Annotated in this window: 14 protein-coding genes and 1 pseudogene; all 15 read left to right on the top strand. The window is 41.4% G+C overall.

Going from position 1 to position 22,350, the window contains the following annotated elements; translation table 11 throughout:
* Positions 1–716 precede the first annotated feature (716 nt).
* Positions 717–1,859: an ISAs1 family transposase gene (locus EJF25_RS00885; protein ID WP_125039904.1), complete on the top strand. Its 1,143-nt coding sequence runs from the start codon at positions 717–719 to the stop codon at positions 1,857–1,859.
* 5 nt (positions 1,860–1,864) lie between these two features.
* The gene (locus tag EJF25_RS00880) at positions 1,865–4,408 is read left to right on the top strand and encodes an RHS repeat domain-containing protein (protein WP_125039641.1); all 2,544 of its coding nucleotides are present in this window, start codon (positions 1,865–1,867) and stop codon (positions 4,406–4,408) included.
* Positions 4,409–4,599: 191 nt separating this feature from the next.
* On the top strand, positions 4,600–6,210 hold the full coding sequence (locus EJF25_RS00875; protein ID WP_125039640.1) for a DUF6443 domain-containing protein: 1,611 nt from the start codon (positions 4,600–4,602) through the stop codon (positions 6,208–6,210).
* Between the two features lie 14 nt (positions 6,211–6,224).
* Positions 6,225–7,586, top strand: coding sequence for an RHS repeat domain-containing protein (locus EJF25_RS00870; protein ID WP_235016661.1), 1,362 nt, complete (start codon positions 6,225–6,227; stop codon positions 7,584–7,586).
* Complete coding sequence (locus EJF25_RS00865) at positions 7,555–7,980, top strand: hypothetical protein (protein WP_125039639.1); 426 nt, start codon at positions 7,555–7,557, stop codon at positions 7,978–7,980. Before EJF25_RS00870 ends, EJF25_RS00865 begins: the two co-directional genes overlap by 32 nt.
* A gap of 6 nt (positions 7,981–7,986) precedes the next feature.
* Positions 7,987–8,598 carry a hypothetical protein gene (locus tag EJF25_RS00860; RefSeq protein ID WP_125039638.1) on the top strand — a complete coding sequence of 204 codons (612 nt, stop codon included), beginning with the start codon at positions 7,987–7,989 and terminating at the stop codon, positions 8,596–8,598.
* Between the two features lie 507 nt (positions 8,599–9,105).
* Positions 9,106–9,929, top strand: a pseudogene (locus tag EJF25_RS00855) (RHS repeat domain-containing protein); the annotation flags it as partial.
* A 573-nt stretch (positions 9,930–10,502) separates the two neighbouring features.
* Positions 10,503–12,545 (top strand): discoidin domain-containing protein, encoded by a 2,043-nt coding sequence (locus EJF25_RS00850; protein ID WP_125039637.1) that lies wholly within the window; start codon positions 10,503–10,505, stop codon positions 12,543–12,545.
* Positions 12,546–12,747: 202 nt separating this feature from the next.
* Entirely contained in the window at positions 12,748–13,779 is a 1,032-nt protein-coding gene (gene ruvB, locus EJF25_RS00845) for a Holliday junction branch migration DNA helicase RuvB (RefSeq protein WP_125039636.1), read from the top strand.
* 35 nt (positions 13,780–13,814) lie between these two features.
* Entirely contained in the window at positions 13,815–14,597 is a 783-nt protein-coding gene (locus tag EJF25_RS00840; protein WP_125039635.1) for a carboxylesterase family protein, read from the top strand.
* A gap of 32 nt (positions 14,598–14,629) precedes the next feature.
* Complete coding sequence (locus tag EJF25_RS00835; RefSeq protein WP_125039634.1) at positions 14,630–16,075, top strand: lipopolysaccharide biosynthesis protein; 1,446 nt, start codon at positions 14,630–14,632, stop codon at positions 16,073–16,075.
* 2 nt (positions 16,076–16,077) lie between these two features.
* Complete coding sequence (locus EJF25_RS00830) at positions 16,078–17,433, top strand: TIGR00341 family protein (RefSeq protein ID WP_125039633.1); 1,356 nt, start codon at positions 16,078–16,080, stop codon at positions 17,431–17,433.
* Between the two features lie 108 nt (positions 17,434–17,541).
* Positions 17,542–17,667 carry a hypothetical protein gene (locus EJF25_RS26075; protein WP_262707183.1) on the top strand — a complete coding sequence of 42 codons (126 nt, stop codon included), beginning with the start codon at positions 17,542–17,544 and terminating at the stop codon, positions 17,665–17,667.
* Positions 17,664–19,805 (top strand): S46 family peptidase, encoded by a 2,142-nt coding sequence (locus EJF25_RS00825; protein WP_125039632.1) that lies wholly within the window; start codon positions 17,664–17,666, stop codon positions 19,803–19,805. The genes EJF25_RS26075 and EJF25_RS00825 overlap by 4 nt, the downstream gene beginning before the upstream one ends.
* Positions 19,806–20,072: 267 nt before the next feature.
* The gene (locus EJF25_RS00820; protein ID WP_200832845.1) at positions 20,073–22,277 is read left to right on the top strand and encodes a S41 family peptidase; all 2,205 of its coding nucleotides are present in this window, start codon (positions 20,073–20,075) and stop codon (positions 22,275–22,277) included.
* Positions 22,278–22,350 lie beyond the last annotated feature (73 nt).

Below are 22,350 nucleotides of genomic sequence, written 5' to 3'. Positions count from 1 at the left end.
AAAGTTTGAAACTTTTTGTTTCTCGGTGTGAAACCATTAGTTTCAGTTATTGAAACCTTTAGTTTCGAATATATGAAACTCGTATTTTAATAAGTGCTTTTGACTGTACTGGTAATTGTTTTAATTATATCTGGGTTTACTCTATTCACTATTTGGCTTTTTTCCTTTTTTAGTATACATTCCCTTTGGAATATTACTGATTCCTTTTGTATTCTGCTGAGACTCTCCTTGATTAATTTGCATAGACTTATTTCTGTTATTCAACTGCCATGAAGTGTTATAAGTATTTTTTGCCGTATATATGATTTGTACTGGTGATATCGATCCTCAAATATAGGCTATTAATAGTTGAGATACAGACTATTAATCCCCATCAACTGGCTTAATGATACTTTTCGGACCTTAAAAACTCAATTGTAAAAGATAGGTGGTATCACAAATTTACGGGTGATAGGTGATAGATCCGGTGATAGGTTCAGGAATCAACCTATCACCACTTAAAGGTCGATGAATAAAGACTTTCAGAAGATTGGTGATAGGTTGATAGAGAAAATGAATAAATTTCTCTAGTAGAACGTTTTTGTATTTAATCTATATCAGGGCATACGCTCAATAATTTATACATTTGTCATTCTTCTTCTATTAAATATTCAAAAGGCTTTCTTCTGTCAGTATCTCTTTCTATATTTGCTTTCAAATTTCTAACTTTATAAATGCTGAGTCTACTCGAGTTTTCTTCTTATGTTCCTGATATCCGTAATGAGAAAAACCTTCTTTACAGCGTTGATGAAATCGTTTTTATCTCTTTGGTCTCTGTTCTCTGTGGCGCAGAGACCTGGAGTGAGATTCATCTCTTCGGTACTAGTCATGAAGATTATTTCAAGAAACGTCTTCCGACTTTAATCGGTATTCCTTCCGATGATACTTTCAACCGTTTCTTTTCCTTATTGAATATAGATTGGTTCGAAGAAGCCTTTCGTCTCTGGATAAGCGATATTTGCCGTCGTGTTCCCGGCGTAGTGGCTATAGATGGCAAAGCTGTATGCCGTAATCCTGATTCCGCCGGACATGGAATGAAAGATCGTCTTTATATGGTCAGCGCCTGGGCGGTACGCAATGGCCTGTGTTTGGGACAACGCAAAGTGGATGGAAAGTCAAATGAGATAACAGCTATTCCTGAAATAATCAAAGCCCTTGACCTTGAGCAATGTATTGTAACGATTGATGCTGCCGGTTGTCAAAAAGCAATAGCAGAGACAATAATTAATGCTGGCGGGGATTATATATTATGCGTCAAGGACAATCAGAAAAAACTTAAAGGTAAGATTTTATCTTTACTTTCGGAAGAAGACCGGATTTATTTGCCATACAAACAAAGTTATTTTCAAGAAAATGAGGGGCATGGAAGAAAAGAATATAGGAAGTGTGTTTGTGATGCAGTATGCTATCCCGAACATTTTTATCCTGGCTGGAAAGGGATAAAGACTATTGCCAAAATAACATCTGTCAGGCAAGTTGGTAATGCAGAGCCTACTACAGAAACCAGATGCTATATATCCTCTTTACCGCAAGATCCAAAATTGTTACTCGAATCAATCAGATCGCATTGGCAGGTCGAAAATAAACTGCACTGGCAATTGGATGTTTCATTTAGGGAAGATTACACCAGAAAGACAGACAACGGGGCAGTGAACTTTTCACTCATGTGTAAAATGGCGCTAACACTTTTGAAGCAGAGTAAAAAGAAAGTGGGAATAGCAGCCAAGAGAAAACTGTGCGGATGGAATGAGCAATACAGGGATGAAGTACTAGAAATTATAAGAATACCACTGGCAGAAGAGAAAACAATAGGAGGTTAAAATTATTGAGCGTTTGCCCTGACTATTATGAGTTCGACAGCGTGGTAGAGAAAGTATTCTATACCCAATCCATCAACCGTTGGCACTGTACCAGTATCCGGTCGCCACATCGGACCACCCCGTCCGTTACCTTCGAATACGATATCCTTCCCCACCAGTCATCCGGAACCAACAAAGGCTGCATGAGGCTTGGAGAAGTAATCATCAACAAGCACCCAACCGAAGACGGATATCATCTGACCGAACATCTTCCGCTTCAAGAATACAACTATGCCTTAGTGCCCGATTATAATTCAGGTTCGGACGCTTACTATTACGACTATAAGGCTGAATTGAGACGTGGTTACTCCGAAAGTCTCCACATTGATAATTCGGGCAGCATCCTTCCCAACGATGTTGAAGTTCCGCGGCTGACCGATATCCGTTTCCTGGGCAATACGATGAAAATCAGTTATACCTCGGTAGGCGGTCCTGAGTACTGGAACGATGCATACGATACCATCGAAGTGACCGACGAACATGGCAATCCGGTACGCAGCATCCGTTTCTACCTCAGTACCTACAACTCCCATACCAGCCTGACCAAACTGGATTCCGTCAGCATCTCGGCACCCGGCGTGGAGACGAAGACATATAAGTTCAATTATAACGGCGGCCTGAATGTCCCTTCCACTGATACAAAGGTGGTAGACCATTGGGGATTCTGCAACGGTCCTGAAAACCGGTATGTCGTCAATACAGTCCCCGGCTTCCGCAAGATATTGACTTACAGCAATAACGGAAAGCAAATACGTCTGCTTCTGGATTATAAAGGAGCGAACCGGGAGGCTGATGCCAGCTGGACCAATCAGGGAATGCTGATTCAGATCACCGACCCGCAAGGCTTGGAAACACACTTCGAATATGAGGGAAACAATGCAGCTTTCGCCATGGGATATCCCGGTCCGGAGGAAGAAGGTGCGATGTACCTCCGTCCGGTTGGCGGCCTTCGGGTCAAGCATATCCGCATCTACGACCCCAAGGAACAAAAGACGGTGCACAAAAAATACAGCTACGGACTGGAAGGCTCCATCGGCTGGGGAGTCATCTGGGGCGGCGGTGCCATTCCCCATATCGTCACCGAACGGGATTACCAGACCGGCATTCTTGTACCTTTCTCACCTGGCAATCTCCAGAGTATGACGGTTATCCATAACAATCCCGTCAGTGAGATCACATTCCACAACGGAAGCCCTGTTCTCTACAGTAACGTAAGGGAGAGTGTGGAAGGCGGCGGTTCCGCCCTTGTGACAGAGTATATCTACCATGTGCCTTGCCATGAGTACAACAACGTAGTGGAATGGGACCAATATGATCCAGAGCTGAACTATGTCAAAAAAGAGAAACAAGTGAATGATTACCTGTTAAGTCACTCTTACAGTGAATTGAAAGGCCTCGTATGCCCCCTTCCCAACAACCCGGGAAAGCATGCGGATGAATACATCAACCTGTCCGACGACCAATGGCCGGCAGGAAAACTGAAGCGAGTGGACCGTTACAAGGATAATGGCTTTTTCTTATCCACTACGGAGTATGAGTACGAACATGTCAGTACGGGAGGCGTGGTCAGCATCGACATCCCGGTACGCCGTATCTCTGTCAGCCGGGAAGTCTGCGAAAATAATCCGGGAGATTATTCCTGGGATAATGTATTCAATACCGGCAGGTTCTATCCATCGGAAGACGGTGGGCTAGCCCAGACTACCTTCTATCTGGATCCCGGGTCGTATACATTCCTCACAAAAGAATATACCATAGAAACTCGTGAGCAGGTACCTCATGACCAGCCCCCTTATGAGTTTGAGTCTTACAAGGAAAATAAGACATTCGAGTATAAGTTTTCCCATCTGTCGGGAACTTCTCTGGCCCCCCGTAAGATAACCACTGTCCGCAGTGACGAAGGTCTCACTATTGACGAGTACGATTATCTGGACGGGCAATTTCCGGGAATACTTTCGATGCACCGTCATACGGAAGGGGGCAGCCGGAAAGAGAACCGTATCCTCTTCAAGGAAGGTACAAGCCTTCCCGAGAGAGTGTTTTCCGCGACGGACCGGGAAACAGAATTTCGTGATGAGGTGGTTTATACGGCTTACGACTTATATAACAATGTGGCAGAGGTACACAGCAAGGACGGAACTCCCATTACGTATCTCTGGGGATACCGGGGCCGCTTCCCGGTTGCTATGATAGAGAATGCCACACGATCGGAGGTACTGGCCGCCATGGGAGTGGACGCCGGTGAGGCAGACGGTTGGGCAGGAGACATGATGCCTGGCCCGGCCATGCTACAGGCCCTGCAGCTTTTGCGTACTTCTTTACCGGAAGCGAATGTGTACACCTGCGAATACGAACCGTTGCAGGGGGTGATAGCTGTCACCGATCCCAATGGAATCACCACCCGGCATGAGTACGACGGTTTCAACCGGCTGACAAGGAGCTATTACCTGGACTCGGCCGCGAACAAGGTACTGCTGCAACAGTATCTCTACCACCTGGGGGAGAAATAACGGGAATCAGGTATGCTGAAGGCCGTATATGCCTGTGGCGGATTCACCAAATGCGACTACGGCTTTTCGGCATAGCTGATAAAGTAAGCTTGTGAACAAGAGTAATACAAGAGTAAAACAAGAATCAAAAATAGAATCAACAATAGCATAAATAACGAATAATTCAACAATAGCATAAATAACGAATAATTATGAAAGCGATACGAACTATCAGAAATCTGCGGACATTGGGAACCCTCCTTTCGTTCCTGGTCCTGTCCCTATATCCCGTCGGTGCTTCCGCCCAATCCCGGGACACCCTGTACATGCACACCAGTGCCGGACAGCCTCACATCATCACTGTGACTCCGCGGATAAAGACTTCCGGACTTGCCGGACTGAGTGAGAACCAGATGCGGCGTGAAATCCAATACTACGACCGCTTCGGTAATCCTAACCTGAACATCCTGCATGGCCTCTCCCCTAACGGAGAAGACCTGGTAAACCTGCAAAGCTATGACGGGCTTAACCGGGAATCTTTCCGTTACCTGCCTGTAGGCGCGAATACCTCCGGCGGCAAATACATGGAACCTTACGTGGTGGGGGACATAGCCCGGGCGGCCGCTTACTACGGCAAAGACACTGCCCCCTGGAGCTATCCCGTCCACGAGAACTCCTCTCTGAACCGGATCAGACAACAGTTCGGTCCAGGAAAGGACTGGGAGGAACATCCGGTGCAGACCTCTTTCCTTACCAACCAGAACCGACAAGGACTGGCGCATTACCTGACCTTCTATCCTAAATTGAGCGCGCGTATCTATTCCCTTTCAGCGGACAGCCTCACCTACCGTCAGGACTATGCGACAGGTACTCTCGACTGTACGCAGACCACCAACGAGGACGGGCACATCAGTCTGGAATTCAAGGACCGGGCTACGGACCGGGTCCTCCTTTCACGGGTAATGGACGGGGAGGTGCTGCTCGATACCTATTACGTTTATGACAACTACGGGAATCTACGGATGGTATTGCCTCCGGCAGCTTCGGACTTGCTGACCTCGACCACTACCCCCGCTTCATGGACCGAGACTGCGGCAGCCATCCAAAAATATGCTTACCTCTACAAATATGACGGCCGGAACCGTTGCATCTACAAGAAACTTCCCGGTTGCGATCCCGTCTATACAGGGTATGATTCTGCCGACCGTCCTATCTTCGTACAGGACGGAATGCAACGTTCCAAAGGGGAATGGTCCTTCAGCATACCCGATGTTTTTGGAAGGATCGTCTTGACGGGAACCTGCAAGAATACGCTGAATCATGCAAATGATCCGTTAAAGAACGTAGTGGTGAAAGCTACCCGGTTAACAGGCACGAATCAGACTAATGAGCTGAAAGGATATACGCTTCCCTCAAAAGTCGCCTTGACCACCCCTGTTATATTGAGCGTAAATTATTATGACCGGTATAACTTTATAGGATCGAATGGAATTCCTTCGGGCGCTGCCACTGCTTACGAAAAGGTAGCAGGGTATGACCAACTCAGGACAGTGGGAGTCAAAGGCTTGCTCACAGGCACACTGACGGCTAAGATATCCGGTAATGGAACAGTATCGGGATACCTGTACTCGGTGATGTATTACGATGAGAGGGGACGTATGATCCAGCAGCGGGGAAACAATTCTCGGGAGGAGAGGATAAGATATTTACTGCCTACGACTTCCCGGGAAATCCTACGCAAGTCAGGAAAGTACATACTGTCGGGTCGGATACCCGGACAGAAGTCTATGTCCACACGTATGACCCGGCGGAACGTCTGTTAAAGACCACCTATCAGTTGGATAATGCCGCGGCAGTGACTCTGGTGGATAACACCTACGATGAAGTGGGACGTTTGAAGTCGGACGGGCGAAACGGGAATGCTAGGCTGAAAACGGAGTATGCTTATAACATTCGTTCTTGGACGAAGAGTATTACAGGGACGCTGTTCAGTCAAACGCTGAATTATCAGGAGGCAATAACGGGGAATACCCCTTGCTATAATGGCAACATCAGCAGTATGTTGTGGAAGGCAGGAACGGAAACGATCCAAAGGGGGTATCGTTTCACGTATGACGAGCTTTCCAGATTGAAGGATGCCCTCTACGGGGAAGGCGCTACGCTTGCCTCTAATACGAATCGATTCAATGAGCAGATTACCGCTTATGACAAGATGGGAAATATCTTAGGCCTGAAACGTTACGGGCAGACGGCTGCAAGTAGCTACGGGCTGATTGATAATCTGACTTTGACGTATAACGGTAACCAGTTGCAGGCGGTAAAGGACGTTGCCACAAGTTCGGTTTATGGTAATGGAACAGAATTCAAAGACAATTCCAATCAGACGGTGGAGTATGCTTATGATAAAAATGGTAACCTGACTAAAGATTTAAACAAGAATATTAGTGGTATCGGGTATAATTTTTTAAATTTGCCTGATCAGGTAATCTTTGCGGATGGTAACAGCGTGCAGTATGAGTATGCTGCTGACGGAACGAAGCTTCGTACGGTACATAAGACGGGGGCTACTACCTTAACGACGGATTATTGTGGTAATGCGATCTATGAGAACGGGGTGTTGAAGATGTTGCTCAATGATGCGGGTTATGTCAGTTTCCCGGATAGGAAGGTTCATTTCTATCTGAAGGATCATCAAGGTAATGTAAGAGTTGTAGCAGACAAAGATGGCAATGTTGAGGAGACGAATGCGTATTATCCTTTTGGTGGTACTTTTACATCAACCAATAGTGTTCAGCCTTTTAAGTATAATGGTAAGGAGTTGGATACGAGGAATGGATTGAGCTGGTATGATTATGGGGCGAGACATTATGATGCGGTGATAGGGAGGTGGCATGTGATGGATCCATCTACAGAGAAATACAACAATGTAAATTCATACGCATATTGTAATAATAATCCGATAAAAAACATAGATATAGATGGACGAGACTGGTACATGAATGAATCGACAGGAAATTTATATTTTCACCGAGATTCAGTTGGACAACAGATGACATATAATGAACAAACTTATACTCATATTGGTGATAATAATATGTTTGGAAGTATGAAAGATATTTTATTGAAATTATATAATTTTGAAGAATCTGCTTCTTTAGCTCAAAAGCATGGATATAGTATTAATCCAATACAAGTCTAGAGAACAATCTTATTCAACGGGAAAAAATAACATAGTGATTGTTACTGGTGAAATTGACATTATTAATGAGAAATATGGAATATTTCCGATTGATAAAAATAAAATGATAGGAGTTAAGACTGATCCACTAATACAGAGAAAGTATGATGCCTTAGATATGATAGATGTACTTTTAACAGGAGGGAAAAAAACAGAATATATAGAAAGAAATTATATATCATATAGAGTATCAAAAACAAGTGATAATGTTTATACTACTATTGGGTCTGTTTTTAATGGAATGGAAACAATAATGACGGGTAAGCAAGATTATCGAACAATTAATGTTTATAATAATTGGAATCATTATTATAATGCTACAGAAGGAAAAGGAAAGTTGTTAATATATAAATAATAGTTTATGAAAATAATAAGTTTAGTACTAATAGAATTGTTTTTTATTCAATACAATTGTTTTTCACAGGAGTATCCTGATGAAAAAACAGTTCAAGGTTATAAAGAAATCATTAGTCTATATCCAGAAGATTTAGTGTCTCATTTTCCGAAAGAAATAGCTCATGAAAAAGTGCTTATAACAGCTTTTAAGTATCCGAAAATACAGGACTTGAGTTATATTCATATTATGTCGATTCTAAATGATAAAGAAATTGAGACATTAAAAAAAGATGCTTTACTCGAGGCTAAAGCCATTTATCATTTTACTGATTCTTGTTTAATGGTTATTCCTTATAATTATGAAGAGGATAGTATCATAATTAATACTGATTCGATTCGATATTGTCAGAATTCGAATATGCTTCCTATTTCCAATATCAGAACTTGGGGTGATTTCGTACCTAATTTTTATAAAAATGCGACCATTTTTATATTTAATGCAGAAAAAGGTTGCTTTCTTAAGAATGATTATCTTTCTAAATCAGGAGTTGGTTTACCAAATGCGTGGCAACATGGATATAGCAGAGGAATAGTAATATTTAAAAATTATGTACTGTATTGGCTCGATGTTTGGTAGTGCTTTGATTTAATCTAAATTTCGTTTTATCCTAATTAACTTACCCTGATATAGGTTTAATTTATATCAGGGTATTTTATATATTGGAATGTTTACCAACTCCTACCTGTTCAATACAGCGAGAATCCTGTGCCAACTTCTTTCCTTACTAACCAGAACCGACAAGGACTGGCGTATTACCTGACCTTCTACCCTAAATTGAGCACGTATCTATTCCCTTTCTGCAAACAGCCTTACCTACCGTCAGGACTATGCGACAGGTACTCTCGACTGTACGCAGACTACTGACGAGGACGGGCACATCACCCTGGAATTCAAGGAACGTGCTACAGGCAAAGTTCTCCTTTTACGTGCAATGGACGGGGAGATGATGCTAGATACCTATTACGTTTATGACAACTACGAGAATCTAGGGTTGGTATTGCCTCCGGCGGCTTCGGACTTGCTGGCTTCGACCACTACATCCGCTTCATAGACCGAGACCGCGGCGGCATCCAAAAGTATGCTTACCTCTACAAATATGACAGGCTTTCTAGGTTGAAGGATGCTCTCTACGGGGAAGATGCTACGCTTGCCTCTAATACGAATCGATTCAATGAGCAGATTACCGCTTATGACAAGATGGGAAATATTTGGGGTTTGAAGCGTTACGGGCAGACGGATGCAAACAGCTACGGGATGATTGATAATCTGACTTTGACGTATAATGGCAATCAGTTGCAGGCGGTAAAGGACATTGCCACAAGTTCGGTTTATGGTAATGGAACAGAATTCAAAGACAATTCCAATCAGACGGTGGAGTATACCTATGATAAGAATGGAAATCTGACTAAAGATTTAAACAAGAATATTAGTAGTATTGGGTATAATTTTTTAAATTTGCCTAATCAGGTAATCTTTACGGGTGGTAATATATTGAATATGAATATGCTGCTGACGGCACGAAGCTTCGTACGGTACATAAGACTGGTGTTACTACCTTAATGACGGATTATTGTGGAAATGCGATCTATGAGAACGGGGTGTTGAAGATGTTGCTCAATGATGCGGGTTATGCCAGTTTCCCGGATAGGAAAGTTCATTTTTATCTGAAGGATCATCAGGGTAATACTCGTGTGGTAGCAGATAAGGATGGCAATGTGAAGGAGACGAATGCTTATTATCCTTTTGGTGGTACTTTTACATCAACCAATAGTGTTCAGCCTTACAAGTATAATGGTAAGGAGTTGGATATGAAGAATGGACTCGGTTGGTATGATTATGGTGCTAGACATTATGATGCGGCGATAGGGAGGTGGCATGTAGTGGATTCTGTTAATGAATCAAATTATATCAATCTATAAATAATCCAATTCTATAAACTGATATAATGGGATGTAGTATAGTGTAAATAAGTGATGTATAATGGATCGATTTTAATTCATAATATGATGTTATACAGTTAGATAAAGTTATAGAAATTGTTAGGATATTATTGACCAGAGTGAGTATTCATATTGTTATAATTTTAGTATTGGAAACGTGGAGGAATTGTCTGTAAAAAAGGTTTAATAGAAGAGGATGAAGTTTTGCTTGGTATCGTCATTGCTAGTAGATTAGCTCAATTAAATATTATTGAAGTAGGAATGGTAAAAAGCAATTGGGAATTTTTCATTTGTTGAAAAAGGAGTAGAATTTATAATGAAACAGCCCTCTAGACTCAAGTATGTTCTTTATCAAGTTATTGGTGGCAAAAATGTAAAGGGCAGGAAAATATTATAAGATTAGTATTCTCACTTTTTTGAGTTTCGGTGTTTAAAACAATTTGTATTCTTTGGAGATTCTTGATATTTTCTTTATATTTGTAAAATATATGCATTAAATACGGATAAAACCGATTGTTAACTATTAATGGGAAAAAGAAAATGAAAATTACTATGAAGAGGGAAGGCTTTCGGAAAACCTTTCTGCAGCGATCGTTGAGAGTAATGGGGATAGGAGCGATATGCTTCTCGTTTGTTATGTCATTAGGAGCTTGTTCTGATGACGATGATGGCAAAAAGGAAGCGGAGCCTGAAGTAAACGGGGCAAGTGTACGCATAGGGAACACGAGTCGTAATATGCCAGCTTCGGGTACTGTTTATGCTCAGTATGGCGACTCGCCCACAGGATCGGACATCGCCAAACTTGTAGACAACAATGTGAATACCTGTTACCAGACAGATCATGCTAATTTCTACGTGATGTATAAAGCTGACAAGGATTTGCTCCTCAACTGCTACACGGTGTGTGCGAGCAGCGGTCCGTCTACCAACGATCCGAAGGCGTGGACGCTCAAAGGCTCTAACGATAATGCCAAATGGACCACACTTGACGAACAAACCGGACAGACATTCGGTGACAGAAAAGAGGTGAAAGAAATCTTGTTTGAGAATGAAGCAAAATACCGCTATTATAAACTAGAGGTAGCGGGAAACAATGGTGGTAGTGCCACACAAATTGCCGAATGGACTTTAAAATACAAAAATGTCTCTTTGCATCCAGACGAACCGCACTCGGTGGAAATTGATAAATTCTTCACCAATATGCCTACTGTCGGTACGCTTACTGCACAATATTCAGACTATCCGGAAGGCCAGTGGGTGCGTAATATAGCAGATGGAGATAACAGAACTCACTATACAACTTCACACACCCATTTCTATCTTTTGTGGGAAGGTGATAGAAGTACGGTTGTCAAATACTATTCGCTGACATCTTCGGAGGATGACCCCAAGAATACGCCTTCCGCATGGAAACTGTACGCTTCGAATGACAAAACCACCTGGAGCATGATTGACCAACGAATGGATCAGAATTTCGGTGACAGGCTCAAGGATAAAATCTACGTATTCAATAACAAAGAGGCTTACCAATATTACAAACTCGACATAGAAGCAAACAATGGAGGAGACTGTACGCAGATAGCCGAATGGACCTTAAAGGACGTGCCCGACATTGACGACCTGATGGGACTGGCGGATGGATATTCAGGAAGCGATCTGACCCCAATGGGTGGACACTATGCCAACCGACATGTGGCTACTGCTGAAGATCGCAAATGGTTACTCAATCCGGAAAACGAATCGGACGAGCTTTATGCATGGGACGGACATTGGAAAGAATTCCCCGTAACTCTTTATCCCTATGGAAAACCTCTCCCGGCCGATGCGAACCAACATGGTATTGGTAACTGCTCGCTCGTAGCTGCACTTGCTTCGATGGCTTATATCTATCCCGACTTCATAAAAAGTCTGATTCAAGACAATGGTGACAAAACATATACCGTATCCATGTTCGACCCGCAAGGTAAACCTATTAAAGTTTGTGTGTCCTCAAAATTCTTGGCAGGTCAAAGCGAAGAGATGTTCTGCTGTACTGGAAAGGACAACAAAGCCACATGGGCAACCGTACTTGAAAAAGCGATCATGAAGTGGAACTATATCTTTAATGTAAATAAAAACACAGGAGGAATAGGAAGCGAACACGTGCCACCGTTGTTTACGGGAGATGGTTACAGTTTCGGTTTTGCTCCTGGAAGACTTACTGCATGGCAGTTGCAACGTGCTGTGATGACTTCTTTGATGGAAGGAAAGCTTGTGATAGGTGGATTCAACAAGGGAGATTTGGTGGCTCCTGACGGAAGTGGAAAGACTGTCACCGCACACGCATGGACGCTGATGTTCTCTGCAGATCCTTCCGCGCTGTTCGGTATGCGTAATCCTTGGGGACTCTGCTATGATGCAAATGGCAAACGTGATGGTGTGCTGAATGTTTTTGAAGGTCAGATGCCATCCACTATTGACTTGCGCATCATCAACCCGGGTATTGCCGCAAATTCTAAGGAAGGTGGTGTATTTGAGCCTTATTACCCGCCCAATTATGCTCCTCAAGAGGTGAGAATAACTCCGGTTTCTCGGACAAAGTAATTTTCTTCTCGGGATAGGATCTGTCGGTATAATAAGAAAATATTCTCTCGTATATCTGCGGAACTTACTTAGCAAAGGTTACCTGACAAAACGAATTGGTGGATATTCCAATCTGTTTTGTCAGGTAACCTCTTTTTTCCTCTCTCTTGTGCGATATGTAAACGCAAATTTCTATCTTTGTCATCCATATTGAGACTTAGAAATGGAACAAGAAGATTTTGATATACGCAATCATCAGCTTACTTCGAAGGAACGTGACTTTGAGAATGCGCTTCGCCCGTTGAATTTCGAGGATTTTAGCGGTCAGGATAAGGTGGTGGAAAACCTTCGCATTTTTGTGAAGGCAGCACGTCTGCGTGGAGAGGCACTGGACCATGTTCTTTTGCATGGACCTCCCGGATTGGGAAAAACAACACTTTCAAACATTATTGCCAACGAGCTGAGAGTCGGTTTTAAAGTAACTTCCGGTCCGGTACTTGATAAACCGGGTGATTTGGCGGGAGTGCTGACCAGCCTTGAACCGAATGATGTGCTATTTATTGATGAAATCCATCGTCTTTCACCGGTGGTAGAGGAGTATTTATACTCTGCTATGGAAGATTACCGTATTGATATTATGATTGATAAGGGACCTTCGGCACGTAGCATTCAGATTGATTTAAGCCCTTTCACGTTGGTTGGAGCAACTACGCGTAGTGGATTGCTGACAGCACCACTTCGTGCCCGTTTTGGTATTAACCTGCATTTGGAATATTATGACGATGATATTTTGAGTAATATTATACGTCGTTCTGCTTCTATACTGGATGTACCTTGTTCGGTACCTGCTGCATCCGAAATTGCTTCCCGAAGTCGTGGAACGCCTCGTATTGCTAATGCTTTACTTCGTCGGGTACGTGACTTTGCACAAGTGAAAGGTTCCGGTTCTATCGATACGGAGATTGCTCAATATGCACTCGAAGCATTGAATATTGATAAATACGGATTGGACGAGATCGATAACAAGATACTTTGTACAATCATCGATAAATTCAATGGAGGACCTGTTGGATTGACTACTATTGCTACGGCTTTAGGAGAAGATGCGGGTACTATCGAAGAAGTATATGAACCATTCCTTATCAAAGAAGGTTTTATGAAACGGACTCCCCGTGGGCGTGAAGTAACAGAACTGGCTTATAAACATTTGGGAAGAAGTCTTTATAATAGCCAGAAGACGCTGTTTAATGATTGATATTGACTTTTTGAGAATATTTTAAATTGTATATTATGAAACAATGGACTGCTTTCATCGCTTTTTTCTTTTTGAGTATCTCTTTATCGGCTCAACAGAGATATGGAAAAGAACTATATGAAAAAGAAGTATTTGTCTCCACTCAGGGAGATTCTTTACTTTATCGGTTACTTCGTCCCGAAGCGGTGAAACCGGGCAAAAAATTTCCGTTGGTGCTGTTCCTTCATGGTGCAGGTGAAAGAGGAAATGATAATGAAAGACAATTGACTCATGGAGGACAGATGTTTTTAAATCCGGTGAATAGGGAAAAACATCCGGCTTTCGTACTAATTCCACAATGCCCGCAGGGTAAGTATTGGGGATATGTGGAACGTCCTAAATCTTTTACTCCTTCCAATATGCCTGTTGGACAAGAGATGAATCCGATATTTCGTGCGGTTAAAGAATTATTAGATTCTTATCTAAACATGCCGGAAATTGATAAAAAGAGAATTTATATCGTAGGTCTTTCGATGGGGGCAATGGGAACATTCGATATGATTTCCCGCTATCCGGAGATTTTTACTGCCGCTATTCCTATTTGTGGTACGGTGAATCCGGACCGTTTATCGGCAGCAAAGGATATCAAGTTCCGTATTTTCCATGGGGATGCTGATGATGTGGTGACGGTAGAAGGTTCTCGTGATGCATATAAAGCATTGAAAGCTGCCGGGGCAGATGTGGAATATATTGAGTTTCCCGGTTGTGGCCATAATAGCTGGGACTCAGCATTCAACTATCCCGGATTTATGGACTGGCTGTTCAAACAAAAGAAATAACGAACATTTATCGACACTAATCATTAGTAAACATGGCTGGACTTAAGTCATTGGTAAAGGATACTGCGTTGTATGGAATTAGTAGTATCATAGGCCGCTTTTTAAATTATTTGTTAGTACCTATCTATGCAGCAGCAATGTCTACTGCTTCAGGTGGATATGGGATAATAACAGAGGTATATGCTTGGACAGCCTTGTTAATGGTTATTCTCACGTATGGTATGGAGACTACATTCTTCCGTTTTGTGAATAAAGGGACGGAAGAACCGGAAAAAGTATATTCTACAGTGCTCATTATGGTGGGAAGTACATCGCTGCTTTTTGCTATATGTTGTATGCTGTTTCTTCATCCCATAGCAGTTGCATTGGGGTATGCCGATCACCCTTGGTATGTTGGTACGATGTTGTTGGTAGTTGCAATGGATGCCTTTCAATGTATTCCTTTCGCTTATCTTCGTTATAAGAAACGTCCGATTAAATTCGTTGCTTTGAAGATGTTCTTTATTGTGCTCAACATCGCATTAAATCTGATTTATTACTTGATAATAGGAGGTAGTAATGTATTTTATGCTTTTCTCTTCAATTTGATATGTACATCTATAGTAATGATATTGCTTATTCCCGATTTGAAATTTAGAGGAGGATTCGATAAAATCCTAGCAAAAAGAATGCTGAATTATTCTTATCCGATTCTTATTCTGGGAGTGGCAGGTATTTTGAATCAGGTGGCTGACAAGATTATGTTCCGGCATATCTATCCGGATCCGGTTGGGGCGAAAACACAATTATCTATCTATAGTGCATGTAGCAAGATTGCTATGATTATGGCAATGCTTACCCAAGCTTTCCGTTATGCTTATGAACCGTTTGTGTTCGGTGAAAGCAGAGATAAAGACAATAAAGTGATCTATGCAAAAGCCATGAAATATTTTATTATTTTTACGCTGTTGGCATTTCTAGCTGTGATGTTCTATTTGGATTTATTAAAATACATCTTAAAGCCTGATTATTGGGGTGGTTTGAAAGTCGTACCGATTGTGATGGCTGCCGAAATCTTTATGGGTGTTTTCTTTAATCTTTCTTTCTGGTACAAGCTGATTGACGAAACCAAGTGGGGAGCTTATTTCTCATTTACAGGATGTGCGGTATTAGTGCTAATCAATATTGTATTTATACCGAAATACGGTTTTATGGCTTGTGCGTGGGGTGGCTTTGCTGGTTATGCAGTAGCTATGCTTCTCTCTTATTTTGTAGGACAAAAGAAATATCCGATCGCTTATGATTTGCGTGGAATTGCTTTGTATGTAGGTCTGGCTTTAGTGTTGTATGCTGCCGGTGAATGGGTACCTATTTCCAATATTGTGTTACTTCTGGCTTTCCGTACATTGCTTCTTTTGTTGTTTGTAGCATATATTATCAAGACGGATTTGCCATTAAATCAAATACCTGTTATTAATCGATTTATAAAGAAGAAATAACTATGAAAACGGATGAACGTAATAAATTTGCAATTAAGTCGTTCTTAAAGAATTATTTAGACTTAAAGAAGGACAAGGATAATGAGTTGGAAACAGTGGATTCTATTCGTAAAGGAGTAGAGTTTAAAGGAGCTAACTTATGGATTCTTATTTTTGCCATATTTATGGCGTCTTTGGGATTGAACGTCAATTCTACTGCTGTGATTATTGGTGCCATGTTGATATCACCACTCATGGGACCTATCATGGGAGTCGGATTATCTGTCGGCTTGAATGATTTCGAGTTGATGAAGCGTTCTTTGAAAAGTTTCCTGATTACGACTGCGTTTAGTGTAACCACTGCTACTGTTTTCTTTATTCTGGCACCAATCGCCGGTTCACAGTCGGAGTTGCTTGCACGTACTTCACCTACGATATATGACGTATTTATCGCTCTTTTCGGTGGATTAGCGGGAGTTGTTGCTCTTTCTACCAAGGAAAAAGGGAATGTGATTCCGGGAGTTGCTATTGCTACTGCATTGATGCCGCCACTTTGTACAGCCGGATATGGACTGGCAACAGGTAATCTGATTTACTTTTTAGGAGCCTTTTATCTTTATTTTATTAACTCTGTTTTTATTAGTCTTGCTACATATATTGGCGTACGACTCATGCACTTTCAACGGAAAGAATTTGTTGATAAGACTCGTGAGAAAACAGTTCGTAAGTATATTGTTCTGATTGTTATTCTGACGATGTGCCCGGCTGTGTATTTGACGTTTGGTATAATCAAAAGTACTTTGTATGAGGCAGCAGCTAATCGCTTCATTAATGAGCAGTTGAATTTTGAAAACACACAAGTGCTTGATAAGAAAATCAATTATGAACATAAAGAGATTCGTGTTGTTTTAATTGGTCCTGAAATACCGGATGCTTCAATTGCTATTGCCCGTAATAAATTGGAGGCATATCAATTGAAGAATTCGAAACTGATAGTCTTGCAAGGTATGAATAATGAGGCGGTAGATGTTTCTTCTATTCGTGCCATGGTTATGGAAGACTTTTATAAGAATAGTGAAGAGCGCCTTCAAGAACAACAGAAGAAGATTGCTAAATTGGAGACGAGTCTTGAACAATATAAAGAGTATGATTCGATGAGCCGTACATTGGTTCCGGAATTGAAAGTTCTGTATCCTTCTATCACGTCGCTTTCTATCTCTCATTCACTTGAAACGCGGATTGATTCAATGAAAACAGATACAGTGACATTGGCTGTCTTGCAATTCTCGAAACATCCTTCGGAGACTGAGAAAGAGAAAATCAGTGCTTGGCTAAAGGCTAGGGTAAAAGCCAAGAAATTAAGGTTAATTACGGAGTAAAGGGCATGAACTCGAAAGGCTATAACTAGTTTGGTCAAAGGCTGATGTATCGAGATTGTGTGAGTGAATAAAATAATATAAAAGCATATCATCTAATTAATTTATAGTATGATAGCATCCGTCATTCTGAACGAAGTGAAGAATCTCTTCTCTCTGTATAATGCAAAGAAGGGATACCTCTCCGGACTCTCCATGACAGATAGTAATAAGATAATAAAGCATTGGTACTTATGAGACTTAAACTATTTGTAATTGTAATTCTTTCTATTTGTTTGCAGAGCGTATCTGCTGACGAAGGAATGTGGTTGCTTGGAAACCTTCAGAAAAACAAGCAGGCAAAACGGGTAATGAAAGAACTTGGTCTGAAAATGCCTGTAAGTAAATTATATGACCCCAAGAAACCTTGTTTGGCGGATGCAGTAGTCAGCTTTGGAGGCTTTTGCTCGGGAGTAGTAGTCTCTGAAGACGGGCTTGTGTTTACTAATCACCATTGCGGATTCAGTAGCATTCAGCAGCATTCTTCTGTTGAACACGATTACCTGAAAGATGGATTCGTGGCACATAATCTTCAGGAGGAATTACCCAATCCGGAGTTATATGTGCGTTTTCTGCTTCGTACGGAGGATGTCACCAAGCGGGTACTTGCTGCAACTAAAGATGCAAATACGGAGAGTGAACGCAAGGTGGCTGTCGATTCAATGATGGTTGTCATTAGTGATGAAGTCTCAAAGAATGATTCTACTCTGACGGGGGTTGTCGATGCATATTATGCAGGAAACGAGTTCTGGCTTTCTGTCTATCGTGATTTTAATGATGTTCGTTTAGTTTTTGCACCGCCATCTTCTGTAGGAAAGTTTGGTTGGGATACGGACAATTGGATGTGGCCACGTCATACAGGCGATTTCAGCGTTTTTCGTATCTATGCCAATAAAGAGAATGGTCCGGCAGATTATTCTCCGGAAAACGTTCCCTATCGTCCGGAATATGTGGCTCCGATTTCTTTGGATGGATACAAAGAAGGCTCTTTCTGTATGACACTTGGTTATCCGGGAAGTACGGAACGTTACCTTTCTTCCTATGGTATCGAAGAGATGATGAATGGAATGAATCAGGCAATGATTGATGTGCGTGGAGTAAAACAGGCTATTTGGAAACGGGAAATGGACCGTCGTCCGGATATTCGGATTAAATATGCTTCAAAGTACGATGAAAGCTCCAATTATTGGAAGAATAGCATTGGTACTAATAAAGCAATTCGGCATTTAAAAGTATTAGAGAAGAAACGGGAAGCGGAAGTGGCACTTCGGGATTGGATTCAGGCACATCCCGCAGAAAGGGAGAAGTTACTTCGCCTGTTTTCGAATCTGGAGTTAGGCTATAGTCAGCGTCGTGAAACGAATCGTGCTCTGGCTTTTTTCGGGGAGTCATTTATCAATGGTCCTGAACTGGTTCAGATTGCATTGGAAATTTTGAACTTCGACTTTGAAGGTGAAGAGAAGCAGGTACTTAGTCGGATGAAGAAATTATTGGAGAAATATGATAATCTCGATTTATCTATCGATAAAGAGGTCTTTGCCGCAATGTTAAAAGAATATCAAACTAAGGTCGATAAAAAGTACTTGCCAGCTATGTATGCGCAGATAGATACGCTGTATCATGGAAATATACAGACTTATGTAGATTCTCTGTATGCTACCTCGCAGGTAACTACTCCCAAAGGTTTGAAGCGTTTCTTAGAGAAGGATACTACTTATAATCTGATTGAAGATCCGGCTATTGCTTTGAGTATCGACTTAATCGTGAAATATTATGAGATGAATCAGAGTATTTCCGATGCTTCCGAACAGATAGAAGAAGGTGAACGTTTATTCAATGCTGCTATGCGTCGCATGTATGCTGACCGTAACTTCTATCCGGATGCAAATTCTACGATGAGACTTAGCTTTGGATCTGTTGCCGGTTATTCTCCTTTTGATGGTGCTACTTACGACTATTATACTACAGTGAAAGGTATTTTCGAGAAGGTAAGAGAGCATGCTGGAGATATAGATTTTGCTATTCAGCCAGAGTTACTGTCTTTGTTTTCTTCCGGGGATTTCGGCCGTTATGCCAATGAGAAAGGTGATATGAGTGTTTGCTTTATCTCCAATAATGATATAACAGGAGGAAATTCCGGTAGTGCTATGTTTAATGCCAAAGGAGAATTGCTCGGTTTGGCTTTTGATGGCAATTGGGAAGCAATGAGCAGTGATATTGTATTCGAACCTGAATTGCAACGTTGTATTGGTGTGGATATTCGTTATGTACTTTTCATTATAGAGAAATATGGAAAGGCTGCCAATCTCATTGGAGAACTCAAAATAGATCGATAAAAAGGCTGTTTTTTATAGATCTTATAGGGGGTATTTGAACGTTGTATCAGAATATTGATTAGCTTATCATTCTGTCATTCAGAATTGTTATTACTTTAGGAGAGTGAAAAAATCTATATAGTTGATAAATCATCTGGATTTCCTCATTTTGAGTTGCAATAGAATGAATATGCTATATTATGAACAGATATTGTCTTTGATTTTATTTCTTTTTTCTCATCTTTGTCATGTGTAGGTCTTTAAATTGATTACAAAACTATTATACATATGAAAACCAGATTATTTAGCCTATTGCTATTTGCGCTGATTGCTTTTAATCTATGCGCACAGTCTGATCAGGGTAAAAAGGGGCTCCTGACTTTTGAGAAGACACGTATCATCTCTTTCAATCCTATGCAGGGAATGCCCAACATGGCTTGGTATAGTGAGAATAAGAATGTTCGGGTGGATACTGATGTCCGTTTTAATAATGAATCGTCATTATTTCTTTCGTCTACCAACGAAAATATGGCGGATGTACTTTTCTACATGATAAATCGGGATATTATAGGAAAAACAATTGTTTTTAAAGGCAAATATAAATACCAGCAGGCGAATCAGGCAAAAGCCCGTTTTTCCATCAAACTGGATACTCATTATCGGAAAGTAGAGAAACAGACCGTTGATGTGGTATGTAACGGAGATCAGGAATGGACAGATTTCTGTGTGGAAATGCCATTCGAACGTTCTGATAAATTTTTCCTTCAGATACTTTGTGAAGGAGAGGTAAAATTTTGGGTAAATGATTGCCAGGTATTAGTAGACGGTCAATCCTTAGATATCATCAAAAATTCGGATAAAAAAGTGGATAAGGATCTGGAATTTGTAGGAAATTCTGGAATATTAATTGGTGAAGTTAATCAGCAGACTTTGGAAAATCTGGAAGTATTGGGTAAAGTCTGGGGATTTCTCAAGTATTTTCATCCGCAAGTAGTAATTGGTAAGTATAACTGGGATTTTGAACTTTTTAGAGTGATGCCTGAGATAGCTGCTGCAAAAAACCAAAAAGAAAGAAATTCACTTTTGAGCAAATGGTTGGATAAGTACGGTGAAATCAAGGAAACTGAGGACTACGCTGTGAAAGATTCCAGTTTGTATCATCGTTTTGCCCAATTGGCTTGGTTGGAAGACCCGGCTCTTTTTGATAAGGCACTGTCTAAGAAACTGGTGAAAATCAAGAATGCAAAACGTAATTGCGTACTCAACTATTATCTTCCCATATTGACCGGAAAAGAGGAGGTCGAGTTTGCTAGAGATAAACCCTATCCCGGAATCGGTTGGGAGGATCAGGGCTATCGCATTCTTACAGTTTACAGGCTTTGGAATGCGATCCAATATGGTTATCCTTACACGAATTTAACGGATCATAAATGGGATACACTTCTGGCACAGTATCTCCCTGAATTTATAAATGCCCCTTCAGAAAAAGACCTGGATTATTCCATACGGAAGTTGTCTGCCGAAATTAATGATTCGCATGGAAATCTCGAGTTTCCTAATAATGAGCTTCGTTTATATGGGCTTCCGGTAGAGCTGACTCAGACAAAGGATGGAAATCTCGTAGTGCAATCTACTATGGTGCAGGGACTTGACAGGGGAATGGTCATACTGGCTGTGAACGATAAACCTATTTCGGAAATTGTGGAGAGCTACCGTTCTACCATTCCTTCTTCCAATGAAAGAGGATTGTTGAGGAATACTTCCTTCCGATTATTGGCTACAACAGAGAGTGAGCTAAAAATCAAAGTAGGGTATCAAGGTCAGTCTCATGAATGTGTGATCCCAATGCAAGCCTTTATCCGAGTAGAACCTGAAGGCAGAAAGAGACCGGTAGATTATGGATTGAATGCAAAAGATATTCTTTATATCAATGCTGGAGAAACAAGCATGAAGGAGGTGGAACAGATGATGAAGACTCGCCTTAATGCCAAAGGGCTTATATTGGATATGCGTAAGTATCCAACTTGGGAGATAAAGGGAATGCTTGAGAAGTACCTTTATCCTAAGTTAACTCCCTATGTGTGGTTTACAATGAATTCGAAAAAGTATCCGGGTAATTTCTTTCTAGATATATATGGAGATGTTGGTACTACTCAAGGGAATCCCGATTATTTCAAGGGTAAAATTGCAATTCTGGTAAATGAAATGACTCAAAGTCAAGGAGAGCTAACATCGATTGCTTTTCGGAGAGCACCGCACAGTGCAGTTATAGGTACACAAACTGCCGGAGCAAACGGCCACATCGGTTATTTGTATCTGCCTCGCGGGATAAAGTTTAACTATACAATGGCTGGTGTATTCTATCCGGATTGGAAATTGAATCAGAGAGTTGGAGTGAGTATTGATATTCCGGTGGGGCAAACAGTGGAAGATGTGGAAGCTGGAGAGGATATGTGGATCAAGAAAGGGATTGAATACATTGAGAGTGAGTAAGTAGGAATCTGTTAATTTCTAAAATTATCAACTCGGCAACAAAGATCCGAATAGGATTATGTTGCCGGGTTCA

Source organism: Bacteroides faecalis (assembly GCF_003865075.1).
Taxonomy (GTDB): domain Bacteria; phylum Bacteroidota; class Bacteroidia; order Bacteroidales; family Bacteroidaceae; genus Bacteroides; species Bacteroides faecalis.
Note: the sequence above shows the minus strand (reverse complement) of the source record. Positions and strands in the feature narration are given on the sequence as shown.